This window comes from Mycobacterium barrassiae (genome assembly GCF_025822765.1).
Lineage (GTDB): Bacteria > Actinomycetota > Actinomycetes > Mycobacteriales > Mycobacteriaceae > Mycobacterium > Mycobacterium barrassiae.
The window spans coordinates 1-14516 of record NZ_JACKUK010000007.1; the positions used below are offsets into that span (position 1 = coordinate 1).

Below are 14516 nucleotides of genomic sequence, written 5' to 3' on the forward strand. Positions count from 1 at the left end.
AGCGCCAGGTCCACGCCCTCACCACCCAGCTGCATACCCTAACGACCAGCAAAGCCGCACCCGGCACCACAGCCCCCATGAACAAGCGCGCACGCTTACGTGAGGCAACGAATAACCCTTCGCGGCATGTTGACCTGAGGCAACAGGCCGACAAGCCATCGCAGCTCAAACCCCCGCGTGAGCACAATGCGCATAACGGCTCAATCGCTCACTTCGCGACTAGTGCGCACAAGCGAGCCACCGCGCCGGTGGGTCCGCAGCTGGATGCGCCAAGGAACTTCCAAGGCAGATCCGTAGCTTCGAATTCACCAACTGAACGAGGCCAAACTCTCACTCACAAAGGAGACTCAAATGATCACCACCGTTCCACCCACCGTTGACGAAGCCGAAGACCACATCATCCGGTCAGAGAACTGACGAGTCAGCGCTTGAGGCTGGCGTACCAATCCAGCAACGCGGGATCGTCGACGGCGGTGCGCTCCACCACCTTCGCGGCATCCGCGCCGCCGAACAGCTTCTTGATCGGCACCTCGAGCTTCTTGCCAGTGCGCGTATGCGGCACCCCGGGAGCCTCGATGATTTCGTCGGGAACGTGTCGCGGGGACACCTCGTCGCGAATCGTCTTCTTGATCCGTTCGCGGAGGTCGTCGTCGAGCGCGGCCCCCTCAGCGAGCACCACGAACAACGGCATCCAGTACCCGCCGTCCTCCTGCTCACAGCCGATGACCAACGCCTCGGCAACCTCGGGCAGACGCTCTACCGCCTGGTAAATATCGGCGCTGCCCATCCGGATACCATGCCGGTTCAGAGTCGAATCCGAACGTCCGTGCACGATGATGCTGCCGTGATCGGTGATCGTGATCCAGTCACCATGTCGCCAGACTCCTGGAAACATCTCGAAATACGCACTGCGATAACGCGATCCATCGGGGTCGTTCCAAAAGCCGATCGGCATCGACGGCATCGGTTTCGTGATGACCAACTCGCCGACCTCACCGCGCACCGGGTTACCCGACTCGTCCCAGGCATCCAGTGCGACACCCAGATACGGCGCCGAGAGCTCGCCCGGCCACACCGGCACCGTGCGCACACCGCCGATGAACGCGGACACCACATCGGTGCCGCCGCTGATCGACGCAACCTGAACGCGCTCGCCTACGTTGTCGCGCAACCACAATGACGATGACGGCGGCAGCGACGATCCGGTGATGCCGACGGTCTTCAGCGCCGACAGGTCGTGATCTTTGCGCGGAACGGCACCCGCCTTCGCGCACCCGAGCACATAGCCGGGACTGGTACCGAGGACCGTCGCCCGAAGCCGGGCGGCGATGTCCCACAGCGCATCCGGCCGACCAGCGCTTGGGCTGCCTGAATAACAGACGATCGTCGCACCCACCAATAACCCGGCGATCTGGAAGTTCCACATCATCCAGCTCGGGCTCGTGTACCAGAAGAACGTGTCGTCAGGTCCGATATCGGACTGCAGCGCAATGGCCTTCAAATGTTCGAGCACCACGCCGCCGTGTCCGTGCACGATCCCTTTGGGCTTACCCGTCGTCCCCGACGAGTACAGGATCCACAGCGGATGGGCGAAGTCGACGGGCACCGTCGCGAGCTCGCCACCGCTTGCTACGAGTTCGGAGGCCAGCACCGTCGCCTTCAGCGTCGGTAGTCCCGCGCGCAGGCCCTCGACGTCCTCCCGCTTGTCGTAGGTCTTGCCGCCGAACTGATACCCCTCGGCGGTCACCAACACCACCGGCTCGAGCTGCCCGAGCCGGTCCAGCGCGGCCTTCGCCGAGTAGTCCTGGCCGCAGGCACTCCAAATCGCACCGATGCTCGCAGTCGCCAGGAAGGCGATGACCGCTTCGGGGACGTTGGGCAGGTAACCGACGACGCGATCGCCCACTCCCACCCCATGAGAGCGCAGCCTTTCGGCGAAGGCCGCAGTGCGTCCGAGCAATTCGGCCCACGAGAGTTCTGTGACCGTGCCGTCCTCCGCGACATCGATGATGGCCGGCCGATCGGTGCGTGCGTTCCGGATGACCTGATCCACGTAGTTCAACGTCACGCCGGGAAACCATTGCGCCCCAGGCATCGTCTCGTTCTCGAGGACCTGCTCTCCGCGGTCACCGAGCTCGAAGTAGTCCCACAGTGCGGCCCAGAACGCTGCGGGATCGTCGACCGACCACTGCCACAGCGACGTGTAATCCGTGGTGGTCACGCCTGCATGCTCAGCCACGAATCGCGCGAAATCGGTCACTCGCGCATTGGCCACGTCCTCATCCGTCGGCACCCATTGCGGTGCGGCACCGGTCATCGCGCGCTCCAGCCTCCGTCCATCGTGTACGACGCCCCGGTCACCATGCCCGCGTTGGGTGAGGCCAGCCAACCCACCAGCGCCGCCACTTCCTCGGGTTCCACCAGACGTTTGATGGCACTCTCCTTCAGCAGAATGTCGGTCACCACCTTATCCTCAGCGATGCCGTGCACCTTGGCCTGATCGGCGATCTGTTTGGTCACCAATGGTGTTCGCACATAGCCGGGGTTGACGCAGTTACTGGTCACGTCGTGCGAAGCTCCCTCCAGAGCGGTGACCTTCGAAAGACCTTCGAGCGCGTGCTTGGCGGTCACATAGGCGACCTTGTACTCCGATGCCCTTATCCCGTGCACCGACGAGATGTTGATGATCCGGCCGAAGTTCTGCCGATACATATGTGGCAGTGCCGCGCGGATCAACAAAAACGGCGATTCGACCATCAGCGTCATCAGGTGACGAAAACGGTCCGGCGGAAAATCGGGAATCGGGCTGACGTGCTGCACGCCGGCGTTGTTGACCAGGATGTCGGCTTCGAGCTGTAGGTCCTCCAGCGCCGTGACATCGGAAAGGTCGATGGCCCAAGCCTTTCCGCCGATATCGTCAGCCACCGATTTGGCACCAACGTCGTCGCGGTCCGCGACGGTGACCACCGCGCCCCGTGCGGCCAACTCGCGGGCGCAGGCCTCACCGATGCCGCTCGCACCTCCGGTGACAAGCGCGGTACGCCCCGCGAGCTCACTCATACAGCACCCGACTTCGCGAGTTGCTCACGGTCGGTCTCATCGATGGTCTTCAGGTCGAGACCGTTGCTCTCGCGCATGTACAGCACCGCGATCAGCGTGATCGCCGCGGCGCCCGCGAGGTAGATCGCGATCGGCACCCACGAGTCGTAGATCTCGAGCAACTTGACCGCAATCGCCGGAGCCGCCGAGCCCGCCACGATCGACGTGACCTGATACCCAAGAGACACACCGGAATACCGCATCCGGGTGGGGAACATCTCGGCCATGATCGCCGGCTGTGGCGCGTACATGAGCGCATGGATGACCAGACCGATGACGATGGCGGTGATGATGAGCAGATAGTTCGCGGTGTCCATCATCGGGAACGCGAAGAAGCCCCACGTCGCCGCCAACACCGTGCCGACGAAGTAGACCGGCCGACGGCCGTACCGATCGGCCAGCTTGCCGACAAGCGGAATCACCACGAAGTGCACCGCGTGTGCGACGAGCATGTAGCGCAGGATCGCACTGGTGTCGACACCGACCTGCACCTTGAGATAGGTGATCGACACGATGACGACGAGGTAGTACATGATGTTCTCGGCGAAGCGCAGGCCCATCGCGGTGAACACGCCTCGCGGATAACGCTTGAGCACCTCGACGACACCGTATGACACGGCCTTGACCCGCTCGATTTCCTGTTGGGCCTCAAGGAATATCGGTGCATCGCTGACCTTCGTCCGGATGTAGTAGCCGATCAGGACCACCACTGCGGACAGCCAGAACGCGACTCGCCAGCCCCACGACAGGAAGGACGCTTCGGACAGCGTCGCGGTGAGCGCCCACAGCACGACCGTCGCGAGCATGTTGCCGACAGGGACCGCGGCCTGAGGCCAACTCGCCCAGAAGGCCCGACTGGAGTTCGGGCTGTGTTCAGCCACCAGGAGGATGGCACCGCCCCATTCGCCACCCACCGCAAAGCCCTGCAGGAAGCGAAGGACGATCAGAAGTACCGGCGCCCAGATCCCGATCTGGTCGTAGGTCGGCAGACATCCCATGAGGAACGTCACGACACCCACGAGCAGGATGGCGAACTGCAACAGCTTCTTGCGGCCGAACTTGTCACCGAAGTGACCGAAGACCACACCGCCGAGTGGACGTGCGACGAAGCCGACCGCATACGTCAGGAACGCGGCGAAGATGGCGCCGTAGACGCTGTCGCTCTGCGCGAAGAAGATCTTGTTGAACACCAGCGTCGCGGCGGTCCCGTAGAGGAAGAACTCGTACCACTCGACGACGGTCCCCGCCATCGACGCCACGACCACACGTTTGAGGCCGGTCGGGGCAGAGGCTGGATCACTTGCTCCCGGGTCATTGTGAACCGTCATCGCACGCTCCTAGATTGTGCCGCACCGCACAGACGACTGTGAGTATTCCTGCAGGTACCCGCACCTGCAATGGGCAAAACTGCAGGAGGTATCTGCAAAAATGCAGATATGCCGTTGCCTTCGGAGCGTCGACCAAGCGCGGACGACCTGCTTGTTCTGCTGGCCGTCGGCCGCTCAGGTCGCTACAACATCGCCGCCGAAGAACTCGGCCTCAACCACACGACGATCTCGCGGCGCATCGCGGCTTTGGAGCAGTCGATCGGTGGGCGGGTCCTCTCCCGTGTCGCGGGCGGCTGGGAGCTCACCGATCTCGGACGCGAGGCACTCTCGGCCGCCGAGGCCGTCGAATCGGCCGTGCGATCGCTGACCGTCCACTCCGAAGGAGAACCCGCGCTCGAGGGAGTGGTCCGGATATCGGCGACCGACGGGTTCTCCGCCTACATCGCCGCACCCGCTGCCGCAGAGGTGCAGAAGAGCCATCCCAAGGTCGCCGTCGAGATCGTCGCTGCAACACGGCGTGCCACCCAACAGCGGTCCGGCCTGGACATCGAGGTCGTGGTCGGCGAGCCAAAGGTGCACCGCGCCAAGGCGATCCGGCTCGGTGACTATTGCCTCGGCCTCTACGCCGCCCGTCACTACCTGGCCGACAACGGAACTCCGACAAGCGTCACGGACCTCGCCCGCTATCCGTTGGTCTACTTCATCGACTCGATGCTGCAGGTCGACGACCTCGATGCGGCCACCGGCTTCGCCCCGGACATGCGCGAATCCGTCACGTCCACCAACGTCTTCGTGCACGTCCAGGCAACGCGCGCCGCGGCGGGTATCGGCCTGCTGCCGTGCTTCATGGCCGACCGGCACGACGATCTGGTTCGGGTGCTGCCCGACGAGGTGGCAGTCCAGTTGACCTATTGGCTGGTCGCGCGCGGCGAGACACTGCGCAGACCCGAGGTGGCGGCGGTGGTGGCGGCGATCCAGCATCGGATGAGCGACCAGCGCGAAGTGCTGCTCGGCGCACATGCAAAAGGGCACCCACCGCAGTGAGTGCCCTTCTCTGTCGTGGACTCAGCGGCTCTGGTGCACCGTGGTGTCTACGTGCGGGACGTTGACCGTTGGGCTGATCCGATCGAGCCACACGTGGTGCTCGCTGTCTGCCTGGGCGGGGCCGGCCAAACCGATCAGAGCCGCGGCCAAACCACTTGCGATGACTGTGACGAATCCGAACTTCTTCATCTTCGTTCCCTCTTCTGTTGCTCCTCCGGCTGTTCTTCACGGGCCGGTCTGATGGTCTAAACAGACTGGTCAGAGCAATAATTCCGCTGGCAGTAATTGATGGACGCTTGGCAGAATCGCGCCGTCTAAGACAGGCTTGGGCATGCCGTTCATCGACCATCCGAAGGGCCGCGCGTACTACCGGCACTGGGCCGCCGCCGAGCCACGTGCCGCCGTCGTATTTCTGCACGGCTTCGGCGAGCACACCGGCATCTATCACCGCTACGGCTTCGCCCTCAACGCCGCTGGCATCGACCTGTGGGCGGTCGACCAGTTCGGCCACGGACTCAGTCCCGGCACCCGCGGCGACTTCGGGTCAATCGCCGACAGCTTCGACCTCGCCGACTCGCTCACCGAACTGGCCGAAGCCGACCGGCCGGGTCTGCCGCTGATCGCCCAGGGGCATTCCTTCGGGGCGGTGGTCACGCTTTTTCGGCTGCTCGGGAAGCCCGACCGCTACCGCGCAGGGATCATCTCCGGTGCTCCCCTGGTGCCGATCCCTGAGTTGCTCGACGCCGACAGCGCGTTCGATCTCGATCCGGGCTGGCTCTCCGCGGACCCGTTCTACCTCGACTCGCTCGAGAACGACCCGCTCGCGTTCGTCGACGCCGACGGCGCACCGCTCTCACGCGAGCTCGACTGGGCCTGGGACAGGTTCGGCGCGGAGCTACCCAAGTTGTCGGTCCCGACATTGGCGGTGCACGGCGTCAACGATCCGATCGCACCGGTAGGTGCCGTCAGAGCCTATGCCGAGCAGATCGAACCGCTGCAGATCGTGGCATTCGCAGGCGGACGCCACGACATCCTCAACGACACGATGCACCGCGAGGTGGCGCAGACGATTATCGATTTCATCGATTCCGCAGCGCGCTAAAGTGAGCCGGTGTTGAAAAAGGCGATCATTGCGGCCGTAGCCATGTGTGGCGCGGCGGTGGCGCTCGCCGCCCCCGCCGGCGCACAGCCCGGCCGCCCTCCGTGCGACCTCGCGCTCAGTTTCATCTGCAACATCATCCCGATGGCACCGGATCTCGAGCAGGACGTGGATCTCACCCAGCAGTTCCCGGCGGCAGATCCGAACGCACCGGCACCCGACACGTTGCCGCCGCTCGACCCGTGCTCGGCAGGCTGCGTCTAGAGCCAGGTGTCGTCCGTGGTGGCGGTCAGGAACGCCTCCAGGTCATCGCGCCAGTGCGCAGGCGACGTCTTGTCCGGTTCGATGCCCGTGTAGTTGCCCCGATAGAACAACAGCGGGCGCGGCTTCTTGTGCGGCACATCGGATAACGAGTGCACGGCACCGAAGACGACAAGATGATCGCCACCGTCGTGCACCGAATGGACCGTGCAATCGATGTGCGCCAGCGTGTCCTTGATGATGGGTGATCCGAGTTTCGATGGATGCCAGTCGATCTCGGCGAACTTGTCGGGCTCCTTGGAGCCAAAGCGCGCCGAGACGTCCTTCTGCTTTTCGTGCAGCACGTTGACGCAGAAGCGGCCGCTGGCCTCGATGGCCTTCCAGGACCGCGACACCTTGGTCGGGCAGAACAGCACCAGTGGCGGCTCGAGCGACAGCGCGGCGAACGACTGGCACGCGAACCCGATCGGCTCGCCCTCATGCACGGTGGTGATCACGGTGATGCCGGTGCAGAACTGCCCCAGCACATTTCGGAATGTGCGAGGGTCGATCGGTTCCGCCGACACCGTTACTTGAAGCCGATGCTGAAGTCGTGGCCCCACAGGCTGACTGCGGTGCTCTCCCTGGCGATCCAGTCGTCGTCGTCTTCGACCTGCAGGCCCTCACAGCCGAATTCGACGTCGAACCCGCCGGGGGTCTTCATGTAGAACGACAGCATCTTGTCGTTGACATGGCGGCCGAGGGTGGCGGACATCGGGACCTTGCGGCGCAGCGCACGGTCCAGACACAGCCCGACGTCGTCGGCCTCGCCGACCTCCACCATCAGATGCACGATGCCGCTGGGGGTTTCGCCGGGCATGAACGCCAGGCTGTGGTGGCGCGGGTTCACGCCGAGGAAGCGCAGCCATGCGGGCGGACCGTCGGCGGGCCGGCCCACCAGTTGCGGTGGCAGGCGCATGGAATCGCGCAGGTGGAACCCGAGCACATCGCGATAGAAGTGCAGCGTCTCGGCATCGTCACGGGTGGTCAGGACGACGTGTCCGAGACCTTGCTCCTCGGTGACGAACTTGTGGCCGTACGGGCTGACGACGCGGCGGTGCTCCAGCGCGGCGCCGTGGAACACCTCGAGGGTGTTGCCCGACGGGTCGTCGAACGTGATCATCTCGTCGACGCGGCGTTCGGCGAGTTCAGCCGTCGACGCCTCCTTGTACGGCGTGCCTTCGATGTCGAGCCGGTTGCGAATATCCTGCAGCGCAGCGGCGTTGGCCGTCTCCCAGCCCGACTGCAGCAGCCTGTCGTGTTGGCCCGGGACGATGACCAGGCGCGCAGGGAAGTCGTCCATCCTCAGGTACAGCGCGCCTTCGGTCGTTCCGGAGCCCTCGACCATGCCGAGCACCTTCAGCCCGTACTCGCGCCACGCACCGACGTCGGTGGCCTCGATACGCAGGTAGCCAAGGGATTTGATGCTCACGACCTACCCCCTTTCACGCACTTAGGAAATCAACGGTGAGTTTGTTGAACTCGTCGAACTTCTCCAGCTGCGCCCAGTGTCCGCACTGCCCGAACACGTGCAGCTGCACTTTCGGGATCTGCTTGAGCGCTACCAGCGCTCCGTCGAGCGGGTTCACCCGGTCCTCGCGTCCCCAGATCAGAAGTACCCGTTGACGCAGCTTGTACACCTCACGCCACATCATGCCGAGCTCGAAGTCCGCGCCTGCGAACGACTTACCCATGGCGCGCGCGGCGGCCAGCGATTCGGGCTGGCTGGCGATCGCGAACCGCTCGTCGATCAGTTCCTCGGTGATGAGGCTCTGGTCGAAGACCATGATGCGCAGGAACTTCTCCATGTTCTCGCGCGTGGGCTCGGCGGTGAACTTGCCGAGCAGCTTGACTCCCTCGGTGGGGTCGGGCGCGAAGAGGTTCACCGACAATCCGCCAGGCCCCATCAACACGAGCCGGCCCGCTCGCCTGCCATTGTCGAGAGCGAACCGCACCGCGGTGCCGCCGCCGAGTGAATTGCCCACCAGGTCAGCGCTTTCGATGCCGAGGTGGTCGAAGAGGTTCAGCAACGCGGTCGCGCTGTAGCGGTTGTACTGCTCGTGCTCGGTGTGCTTGTCGGAGTGGCCGTAACCCGGCTGGTCGACGGCGATGACGTGGAAGTGCTGCGCCAGCACGGCGATATTGCGTCCAAAGTTCGACCAGCTCGACGCTCCCGGCCCACCACCGTGTAGCAGCACGACCGTCTTCTCGTGCCCGACACCGGCCTCGTGATAGTGCAACCGCATGTCGTCCCGGACCTGCGCGTAGCGCGAGGTCGACTCGAACGTGATCTCTTGCTGTTGAGCAGCTTCGGCGGCGAACGAGGTCATCACACCATCGTGTCCTGCGGCGGCAGCCCGAACTCGTTGTTTCCGAAGATCAGGTAGGCGCGTTCGGGATCGTTGGCGGCGTGTACGCGGCCGGCGTGCGCATCACGCCAGAACCGTTGCACGGGCGCGTCGAGGCTGAGCGCTGTCGCGCCGGATGCCTCGAAGAGGCGGTCGATCGACGCGATCGCACGCCCGGTGGCACGCACCTGGTCACGACGGGCACGGGCGCGCAGTTCGAACGGGATCTCCTGGCCTGCCTTGAGCAACGCGTACTCGTCGCCGACATTGCCCATGAGCTGACGCCAAGCGGCGTCGATGTCGCTGGCCGCCTCGGCGATACGGACCTTCGCAAACGGATCGTCCTTCGCCTTCTCACCTGCGAACGCGGCGCGAACGCGCTTGCCCTGGTGCTCGACGTGCGCGTCGTAGGCGCCGTATGCCATACCGACGATCGGTGCCGAGATGGTGGTCGGATGCACTGTGCCCCACGGCATCTTGTACACGGGCGCGGTATTGGTCTTCAGGCCCCCGGCCGTGCGGTCGTTCATCGCCTTGTAGGACAGGAAGCGGTGACGCGGCACGAACACGTCCTTGACCACCAGCGTGTTGCTCCCGGTGCCCTTGAGCCCGACGACATGCCAGACGTCGTCGATCGTGTAGTCGCCCAACGGCATCAGGAAGCTGCCGAAGTCGACGGGCTTGCCGTCCTTGATCACCGGGCCGCCGACGAATGTCCACGTCGCGTGGTCGCATCCCGAGGACCAGTTCCACGAACCGTTGACGAGGTAACCGCCGTCGACGACGGTGCCCGCCCCCATCGGCGCGTACGACGACGAGATCCGCACGCTGGGATCGTCACCCCACACATCCTCCTGGGCCTGCTGATCGAACAGCGCGAGATGCCAGTTGTGGACGCCGATGATCGACGAGACCCATCCGGTCGATCCGCAGGCGCTCGCGATGCGGCGCACGGCTTCGTAGAACAGCGTCGGATCGCACTGCAGGCCGCTCCACTGTTCGGGCTGCAGCAGCTTGAAGAAGCCGACCTCGTTGAGTTCGGCGACGGTCTCGTCGGGCAGGCGGCGCAGCTCCTCGGTGGCCTGTGCCCTCTTGGCGATCAGCGGCAGCAGATCGTCGATACCGGCTAGGACCGACTGCACGTCACGCTGTTCAATAGACGTCACTGGTTTTGCCTCCCGGGGAGTATGAGCTTAGGAGCAGATTAGAACACGTTACGATTTGTGTCGAGAAGGGCCTCGCTGTAGGGCCTGGACCTGCATATATGCGTTTCTATAACCTGTTCTAGTTATTGTTGGGTTGGTCGATGAGGAAGGATGCCGTTCGTGACGGACGAGCCGCTCGGTAGCCACGTGCTCGAGCTGCAGCTGGCCGAGGTCGTCGAGGAGACTGCCGACGCGCGCTCGCTGGTGTTCAAGGTCCCCGACGGGACCGACATCCCGGCGGACCGGTTGCGCTACTCACCCGGTCAGTTCCTGACGTTGCGGATCCCCAGTGACCGCACCGGCTCGGTGGCCCGCTGCTATTCGCTGTGCAGTTCGCCATACACCGGCGATCCCATGACCGTGACGGTCAAGCGCACCGATGGCGGGTACGCGTCGCACTGGCTGTGCGACAACGCCCACGCCGGCATGAAGATTCATGTCCTCGCGCCGTCGGGCACCTTCGTTCCCAAGACGCTCGACACCGATTTCCTGCTGATGGGAGCGGGCAGCGGTATCACGCCGATGATGTCGATCTGCAAGTCGGCATTGACCGAGGGCAACGGCAAGGTCGTGCTGATCTACGCCAATCAGGATGAGAACTCGGTGATCTTCGGCGGTGCATTGCGCGATCTGGCGGCCAAGTATCCGGATCGTCTCACCGTTGTGCACTGGCTCGTCAGCGTGCAGGGGCTCCCGACGGCTGCGGCGCTCGCCGGTCTGGCCGAACCGTATGCCGGCCACGACGCCTACATCTGCGGGCCTGGGCCTTTCATGGCCGCGGCCGAGGAAGCGCTGAAGGCGGTTGGTGCCGAACGGATCCACATCGAGGTCTTCAAGTCGCTGGAATCGGATCCGTTCGCCGCGGTGGTCATCGAGGAAGATGACAGCGACGAGGGCCCGGCCAAGGCGATCGTCACGCTCGACGGTGCGACGCACGAGATCACGTGGCCACGCAACGCGAAGTTGCTCGACGTGCTGCTCGACAAGGGTCTCGATGCACCGTTCTCGTGCCGCGAGGGCCATTGCGGGGCATGCGCCGTTTTGAGGAAATCGGGCGAGGTCGAGATGGAGGTCAACGACGTGCTCGAACAGTCCGACCTCGACGAAGGCCTCATCCTCGGCTGCCAGGCCAAGCCGCGATCGGATTCGGTCGAAGTCACCTACGACGAGTAATACGCGGGCTACCATTCGCGGCACCGAGTTTGGATGTCGCAGCCAGCGGCTCCGGAGGGGAGCAATGTGACGAACCGGTTCGCCGGAATGCTTTCGGTTATCTCATCGATCTGGCTGACGCTCGCACTAGTCACATCGGTCGCTCCCGCGAATGCGGCCATCGACACAGCGAACTCGTCCATCCCGGTCAATCCCGCGCAGAGCCTGGAAATGCGCGTCACCGCCAATTGCGTGGCAGCCCAAGGCACTTGCTATTTCGATACCGCGGCCAACCTGCTTGCACCCGAAGGCGTCATCGGGTTCCCCGGTGAATTGTGGGCCCGGCAGTCCACCACACTGCGCACCATGGACCGCAGCGTCTACATCAACTTCAACTACGACATGACGAACACCCGGTCGTTCAAATCGCCGACCGATGTGGTGTTCACGACGATCTTCTTCGGCGGCGGACCGCCGGAGAAGTTCACCTGGCGCGGCCAGGCCTACCCGGTGGATTGGCGCACGGGCCAGCCACGGACCGACGTACCGCTCATCGTGTGCTCGCACATCCAGGTGGTGTACGCGGGCGTCAACCTCACTTCGCCCGACGCCTGCGCGCAGGCCGCCTTCTCGTAGCGCGACCTATCGCGGAAGTCCGAGCAGACGTTCACCGGCCATGGTGAGCAGGATCTGTTCGGTGCCGCCTGCGATCGTCAGACAGCGCGTGTTGAGGAAGTCGAAGACGGTCTTGTTCTCGACGACGCCGCCGCCTTCAGAAAGCTCCATCCGCAGTTCGGCGAGCGCTTGCCGGTAACGCACCCCGATCAGCTTGCGCGCGCTGGCCTGCGGTCCCGGATCCTGGCCTCCCACAGCAAGTTCCGCGATCTTCTGATCGAGCAGTGAGCCGACCTGCGCCGCCAGGATCAACTCGCCGAGCTGCTGCTGACCCGAGGAGTCCAGATCGAGGTCGGCAACGGTGCGCAACAACTCTTCCATCGGGTTGCCCAGCGCGGTGCCGTGGGCCATCGCCACGCGTTCGTTCGCCAGCGTCGTGCGCGCCAACCGCCAACCGTCGTTGACCGGTCCGACCACCATCTCGTCGGGCACAAAGACCTCGTCGAAGAACACCTCGTTGAAGAGGTTGTCGCCGGTGATCTCACGCAGCGGGCGGATGTCGATGCCGGGCGAGGTCATGTCGATGAGGAAATACGTGATGCCCTTGTGTTTTGGCGCATCCGGATCGGTCCGCGCGAGGCAGACTCCCCACGCCGCCTTGTGGGCCGCCGACGTCCACACCTTCTGCCCGGTGAGCTTCCAGCCGCCTTCGGCGCGCACGGCCTTCGTCCGCAGCGCGGCGAGATCGGAACCCGCTCCCGGCTCGCTGAACAGCTGGCACCAGACGAACTCGCCACGCAGTGTGGCGGGCACGAACCGTTCGATCTGTTCCGGGCTGCCGTGCTCGAGAATGGTTGGCACCGCCCACCATCCGATGACCAGGTCCGGCCGCACGACGTCGGCCTTGGCGAGTTCCTGGTCGATCAGCAGCTGCTCGGCCGGGCCCGCCTCGCGGCCGTACGGCCGCGGCCAGTGCGGTGCCAGCAGTCCCGAATCGGCCAGCGCGATCTGCCGTTTCTCTTCGGGCTGCGCGGCGACTTCGGCCACCGCCGAGGCGATTTCGGGACGAAGGTGTTCGACCGATTCGAGGTCGATGCGCAGCTCGCGGCGCACTCCCTGCTGCGTGAGTGTCGCGATGCGGCGCAGCCACCGTTGCGCACCACCGAGGAAGTGCTCGATTCCGTAGGCGCGGCGCAGATACAGATGCGCATCGTGTTCCCAGGTGATCCCGATGCCGCCGAGCACCTGGATGCAGTCCTTGGCATTGGCCTTTGCGGCCTTGATCCCCGCGGCGGCGGCCACTGCCACGGCGATGGAAAGTTGCCGCTCATCGTTCTCGCTGACCGCCCGTGCCGCATCGGCTGCGGCCACGGACGCCTGCTCGGAACGCAACAGCATCTCGGCGCACATGTGCTTGATGGCCTGAAAGCTGCCGATCGGCTTGCCGAACTGCTCGCGCACCTTCGCGTACTCCGTCGCGGTCTGCAGTGTCCAGCGCGCCAGGCCTGCCGCTTCGGCCGCCGCCACCGTCGCGGCCACGTCGGCGAAGCGTTGCGGCGATACGGACAACCCCTCCGCCGGTGCGGAATCCAGCACGACGCGGGCCAAGGGCCGCGAGAAATCGGTCGCCTTCAGCGGTTCGATCGTGACGCCGTCGGCTCCACCGTCGATCAGCAGCACGGAATCGCCTGCGGGAAGCAGCAGCACCCCGCCCGGATCGGCGCCGAGCACGTATTCGGCGGTGCCGGATGCGTGCCCGCCGTCGAATCGCACGTCGGCCGCAAGTGCTGCGCCGGCAACGCGCTCGCCCGAGATCAGCGACTCAAGCACGTCCGGCCGGTCGACCAGCAGGGTGGCCAGAGCCGTGGTCGCGACGGGGCCCGGTACCAGCGACGCTGCCGCCTCGTCGAGCATGGCGCACAGGTCCTCGACGGTGCCGTCGGCGCCACCCTTGTCCTCGGGAAGCGCAACGCCGAAGATTCCCAGCTGAGCTAACCCGTCGTAGGCGGTTCGCCACGCGTCGCGCTGGCCCTGCTCGACCTCCCTGGCTGCCGTGATGGCGCCGGAGGCGGCCGCCCAGCTGCGGACCAGTTCGCGCGCGGCAAACTGCTCGTCGGTGATTGTGGCTGGCACCCTGTGCTCCTAGCGTTTGGGCGAGAAAATTATGCTTCCCACTAGAACGTGTTCTAATAGTGCCAGCGATCGACCGTCAAGTCGATCGCCATACCAGCAGGACACGTCAGTGCCGCGGGGGTGCTGAAGTGAGAAAATGAAGTCCGGCATGCGTATCGTTTCCCGCGAGTACGCACGATGAAGGAGCAGTCGA

General features: G+C 64.7%; 14 protein-coding genes. 5 read left to right on the plus strand and 9 right to left on the minus strand.

What is annotated here, in order from left to right:
• Nucleotides 1–421: 421 nt before the first annotated feature.
• From H7J93_RS00530 to H7J93_RS00540, 3 genes are read right to left on the minus strand one after another with little or no spacing between them, the layout of a single operon-like run.
• Complete coding sequence (locus H7J93_RS00530; RefSeq protein WP_267304346.1) at nucleotides 422–2317, minus strand: acetoacetate--CoA ligase; 1896 nt, start codon at nucleotides 2315–2317, stop codon at nucleotides 422–424.
• Nucleotides 2314–3060, minus strand: coding sequence for a 3-hydroxybutyrate dehydrogenase (locus tag H7J93_RS00535; protein ID WP_267304347.1), 747 nt, complete (start codon nucleotides 3058–3060; stop codon nucleotides 2314–2316). The genes H7J93_RS00530 and H7J93_RS00535 overlap by 4 nt, the downstream gene beginning before the upstream one ends.
• Nucleotides 3057–4427, minus strand: coding sequence for an MFS transporter (locus tag H7J93_RS00540; protein WP_267304348.1), 1371 nt, complete (start codon nucleotides 4425–4427; stop codon nucleotides 3057–3059). The genes H7J93_RS00535 and H7J93_RS00540 overlap by 4 nt, the downstream gene beginning before the upstream one ends.
• Before the next feature lie 108 nt (nucleotides 4428–4535).
• Here H7J93_RS00540 and H7J93_RS00545 point away from each other — a divergent pair, with 108 nt between their 5' ends.
• The gene (locus H7J93_RS00545; protein WP_267304349.1) at nucleotides 4536–5471 is read left to right on the plus strand and encodes a LysR family transcriptional regulator; all 936 of its coding nucleotides are present in this window, start codon (nucleotides 4536–4538) and stop codon (nucleotides 5469–5471) included.
• Nucleotides 5472–5492: 21 nt separating this feature from the next.
• Here H7J93_RS00545 and H7J93_RS00550 read toward each other — a convergent pair whose 3' ends face one another.
• The gene (locus H7J93_RS00550; RefSeq protein WP_267304350.1) at nucleotides 5493–5660 is read right to left on the minus strand and encodes a hypothetical protein; all 168 of its coding nucleotides are present in this window, start codon (nucleotides 5658–5660) and stop codon (nucleotides 5493–5495) included.
• Nucleotides 5661–5802: 142 nt separating this feature from the next.
• On the opposite strand from H7J93_RS00550, the gene H7J93_RS00555 reads away from it, so the two are divergent.
• Both H7J93_RS00555 and H7J93_RS00560 read left to right on the plus strand, forming a co-directional pair.
• On the plus strand, nucleotides 5803–6573 hold the full coding sequence (locus tag H7J93_RS00555) for an alpha/beta fold hydrolase (RefSeq protein ID WP_267304351.1): 771 nt from the start codon (nucleotides 5803–5805) through the stop codon (nucleotides 6571–6573).
• Between the two features lie 9 nt (nucleotides 6574–6582).
• Entirely contained in the window at nucleotides 6583–6834 is a 252-nt protein-coding gene (locus tag H7J93_RS00560) for a fibronectin-binding protein (protein ID WP_267304352.1), read from the plus strand.
• Here H7J93_RS00560 and hsaB read toward each other — a convergent pair.
• Genes hsaB through hsaA form a run of 4 tightly spaced genes read right to left on the minus strand, consistent with a single transcriptional unit; the run spans nucleotide 6831 to nucleotide 10384 of the window.
• Nucleotides 6831–7397, minus strand: coding sequence for a 3-hydroxy-9,10-secoandrosta-1,3,5(10)-triene-9,17-dione monooxygenase reductase subunit (gene hsaB, locus H7J93_RS00565; RefSeq protein ID WP_267304353.1), 567 nt, complete (start codon nucleotides 7395–7397; stop codon nucleotides 6831–6833). The two genes, H7J93_RS00560 and hsaB, sit on opposite strands and share 4 nt — an antisense overlap.
• A gap of 2 nt (nucleotides 7398–7399) precedes the next feature.
• Entirely contained in the window at nucleotides 7400–8302 is a 903-nt protein-coding gene (gene hsaC / locus H7J93_RS00570) for an iron-dependent extradiol dioxygenase HsaC (protein ID WP_267304354.1), read from the minus strand.
• 13 nt (nucleotides 8303–8315) lie between these two features.
• Nucleotides 8316–9200, minus strand: coding sequence for a 4,5:9,10-diseco-3-hydroxy-5,9,17-trioxoandrosta-1(10),2-diene-4-oate hydrolase (hsaD, locus tag H7J93_RS00575; RefSeq protein ID WP_267304355.1), 885 nt, complete (start codon nucleotides 9198–9200; stop codon nucleotides 8316–8318).
• Complete coding sequence (hsaA, locus tag H7J93_RS00580; RefSeq protein ID WP_267304356.1) at nucleotides 9200–10384, minus strand: 3-hydroxy-9,10-secoandrosta-1,3,5(10)-triene-9,17-dione monooxygenase oxygenase subunit; 1185 nt, start codon at nucleotides 10382–10384, stop codon at nucleotides 9200–9202. Before hsaA ends, hsaD begins: the two co-directional genes overlap by 1 nt.
• Before the next feature lie 159 nt (nucleotides 10385–10543).
• On the opposite strand from hsaA, the gene H7J93_RS00585 reads away from it, so the two are divergent.
• On the plus strand, nucleotides 10544–11596 hold the full coding sequence (locus H7J93_RS00585; RefSeq protein ID WP_308204897.1) for a 2Fe-2S iron-sulfur cluster-binding protein: 1053 nt from the start codon (nucleotides 10544–10546) through the stop codon (nucleotides 11594–11596).
• Nucleotides 11597–11662: 66 nt separating this feature from the next.
• Nucleotides 11663–12211, plus strand: coding sequence for a hypothetical protein (locus H7J93_RS00590; protein ID WP_267304358.1), 549 nt, complete (start codon nucleotides 11663–11665; stop codon nucleotides 12209–12211).
• Nucleotides 12212–12217: 6 nt separating this feature from the next.
• Here H7J93_RS00590 and H7J93_RS00595 read toward each other — a convergent pair whose 3' ends face one another.
• Nucleotides 12218–14323, minus strand: a complete 2106-nt coding sequence (locus H7J93_RS00595; RefSeq protein ID WP_267304359.1) for an acyl-CoA dehydrogenase family protein — start codon at nucleotides 14321–14323, stop codon at nucleotides 12218–12220.
• Nucleotides 14324–14516: the final 193 nt, after the last annotated feature.

What these genes read in the sequence shown, in the direction of transcription:
- hsaD (WP_267304355.1), bottom strand. Translation starts at nt 9,200, where the DNA reads ATGACCTCGTTCGCCGCCGAAGCTGCTCAACAGCAAGAGATCACGTTC.
- H7J93_RS00550 (WP_267304350.1), bottom strand. Translation starts at nt 5,660, where the DNA reads ATGAAGAAGTTCGGATTCGTCACAGTCATCGCAAGTGGTTTGGCCGCG.
- H7J93_RS00540 (WP_267304348.1), bottom strand. Translation starts at nt 4,427, where the DNA reads ATGACGGTTCACAATGACCCGGGAGCAAGTGATCCAGCCTCTGCCCCG.
- H7J93_RS00535 (WP_267304347.1), bottom strand. Translation starts at nt 3,060, where the DNA reads ATGAGTGAGCTCGCGGGGCGTACCGCGCTTGTCACCGGAGGTGCGAGC.
- H7J93_RS00545 (WP_267304349.1), top strand. Translation starts at nt 4,536, where the DNA reads ATGCCGTTGCCTTCGGAGCGTCGACCAAGCGCGGACGACCTGCTTGTT.
- H7J93_RS00530 (WP_267304346.1), bottom strand. Translation starts at nt 2,317, where the DNA reads ATGACCGGTGCCGCACCGCAATGGGTGCCGACGGATGAGGACGTGGCC.
- H7J93_RS00555 (WP_267304351.1), top strand. Translation starts at nt 5,803, where the DNA reads ATGCCGTTCATCGACCATCCGAAGGGCCGCGCGTACTACCGGCACTGG.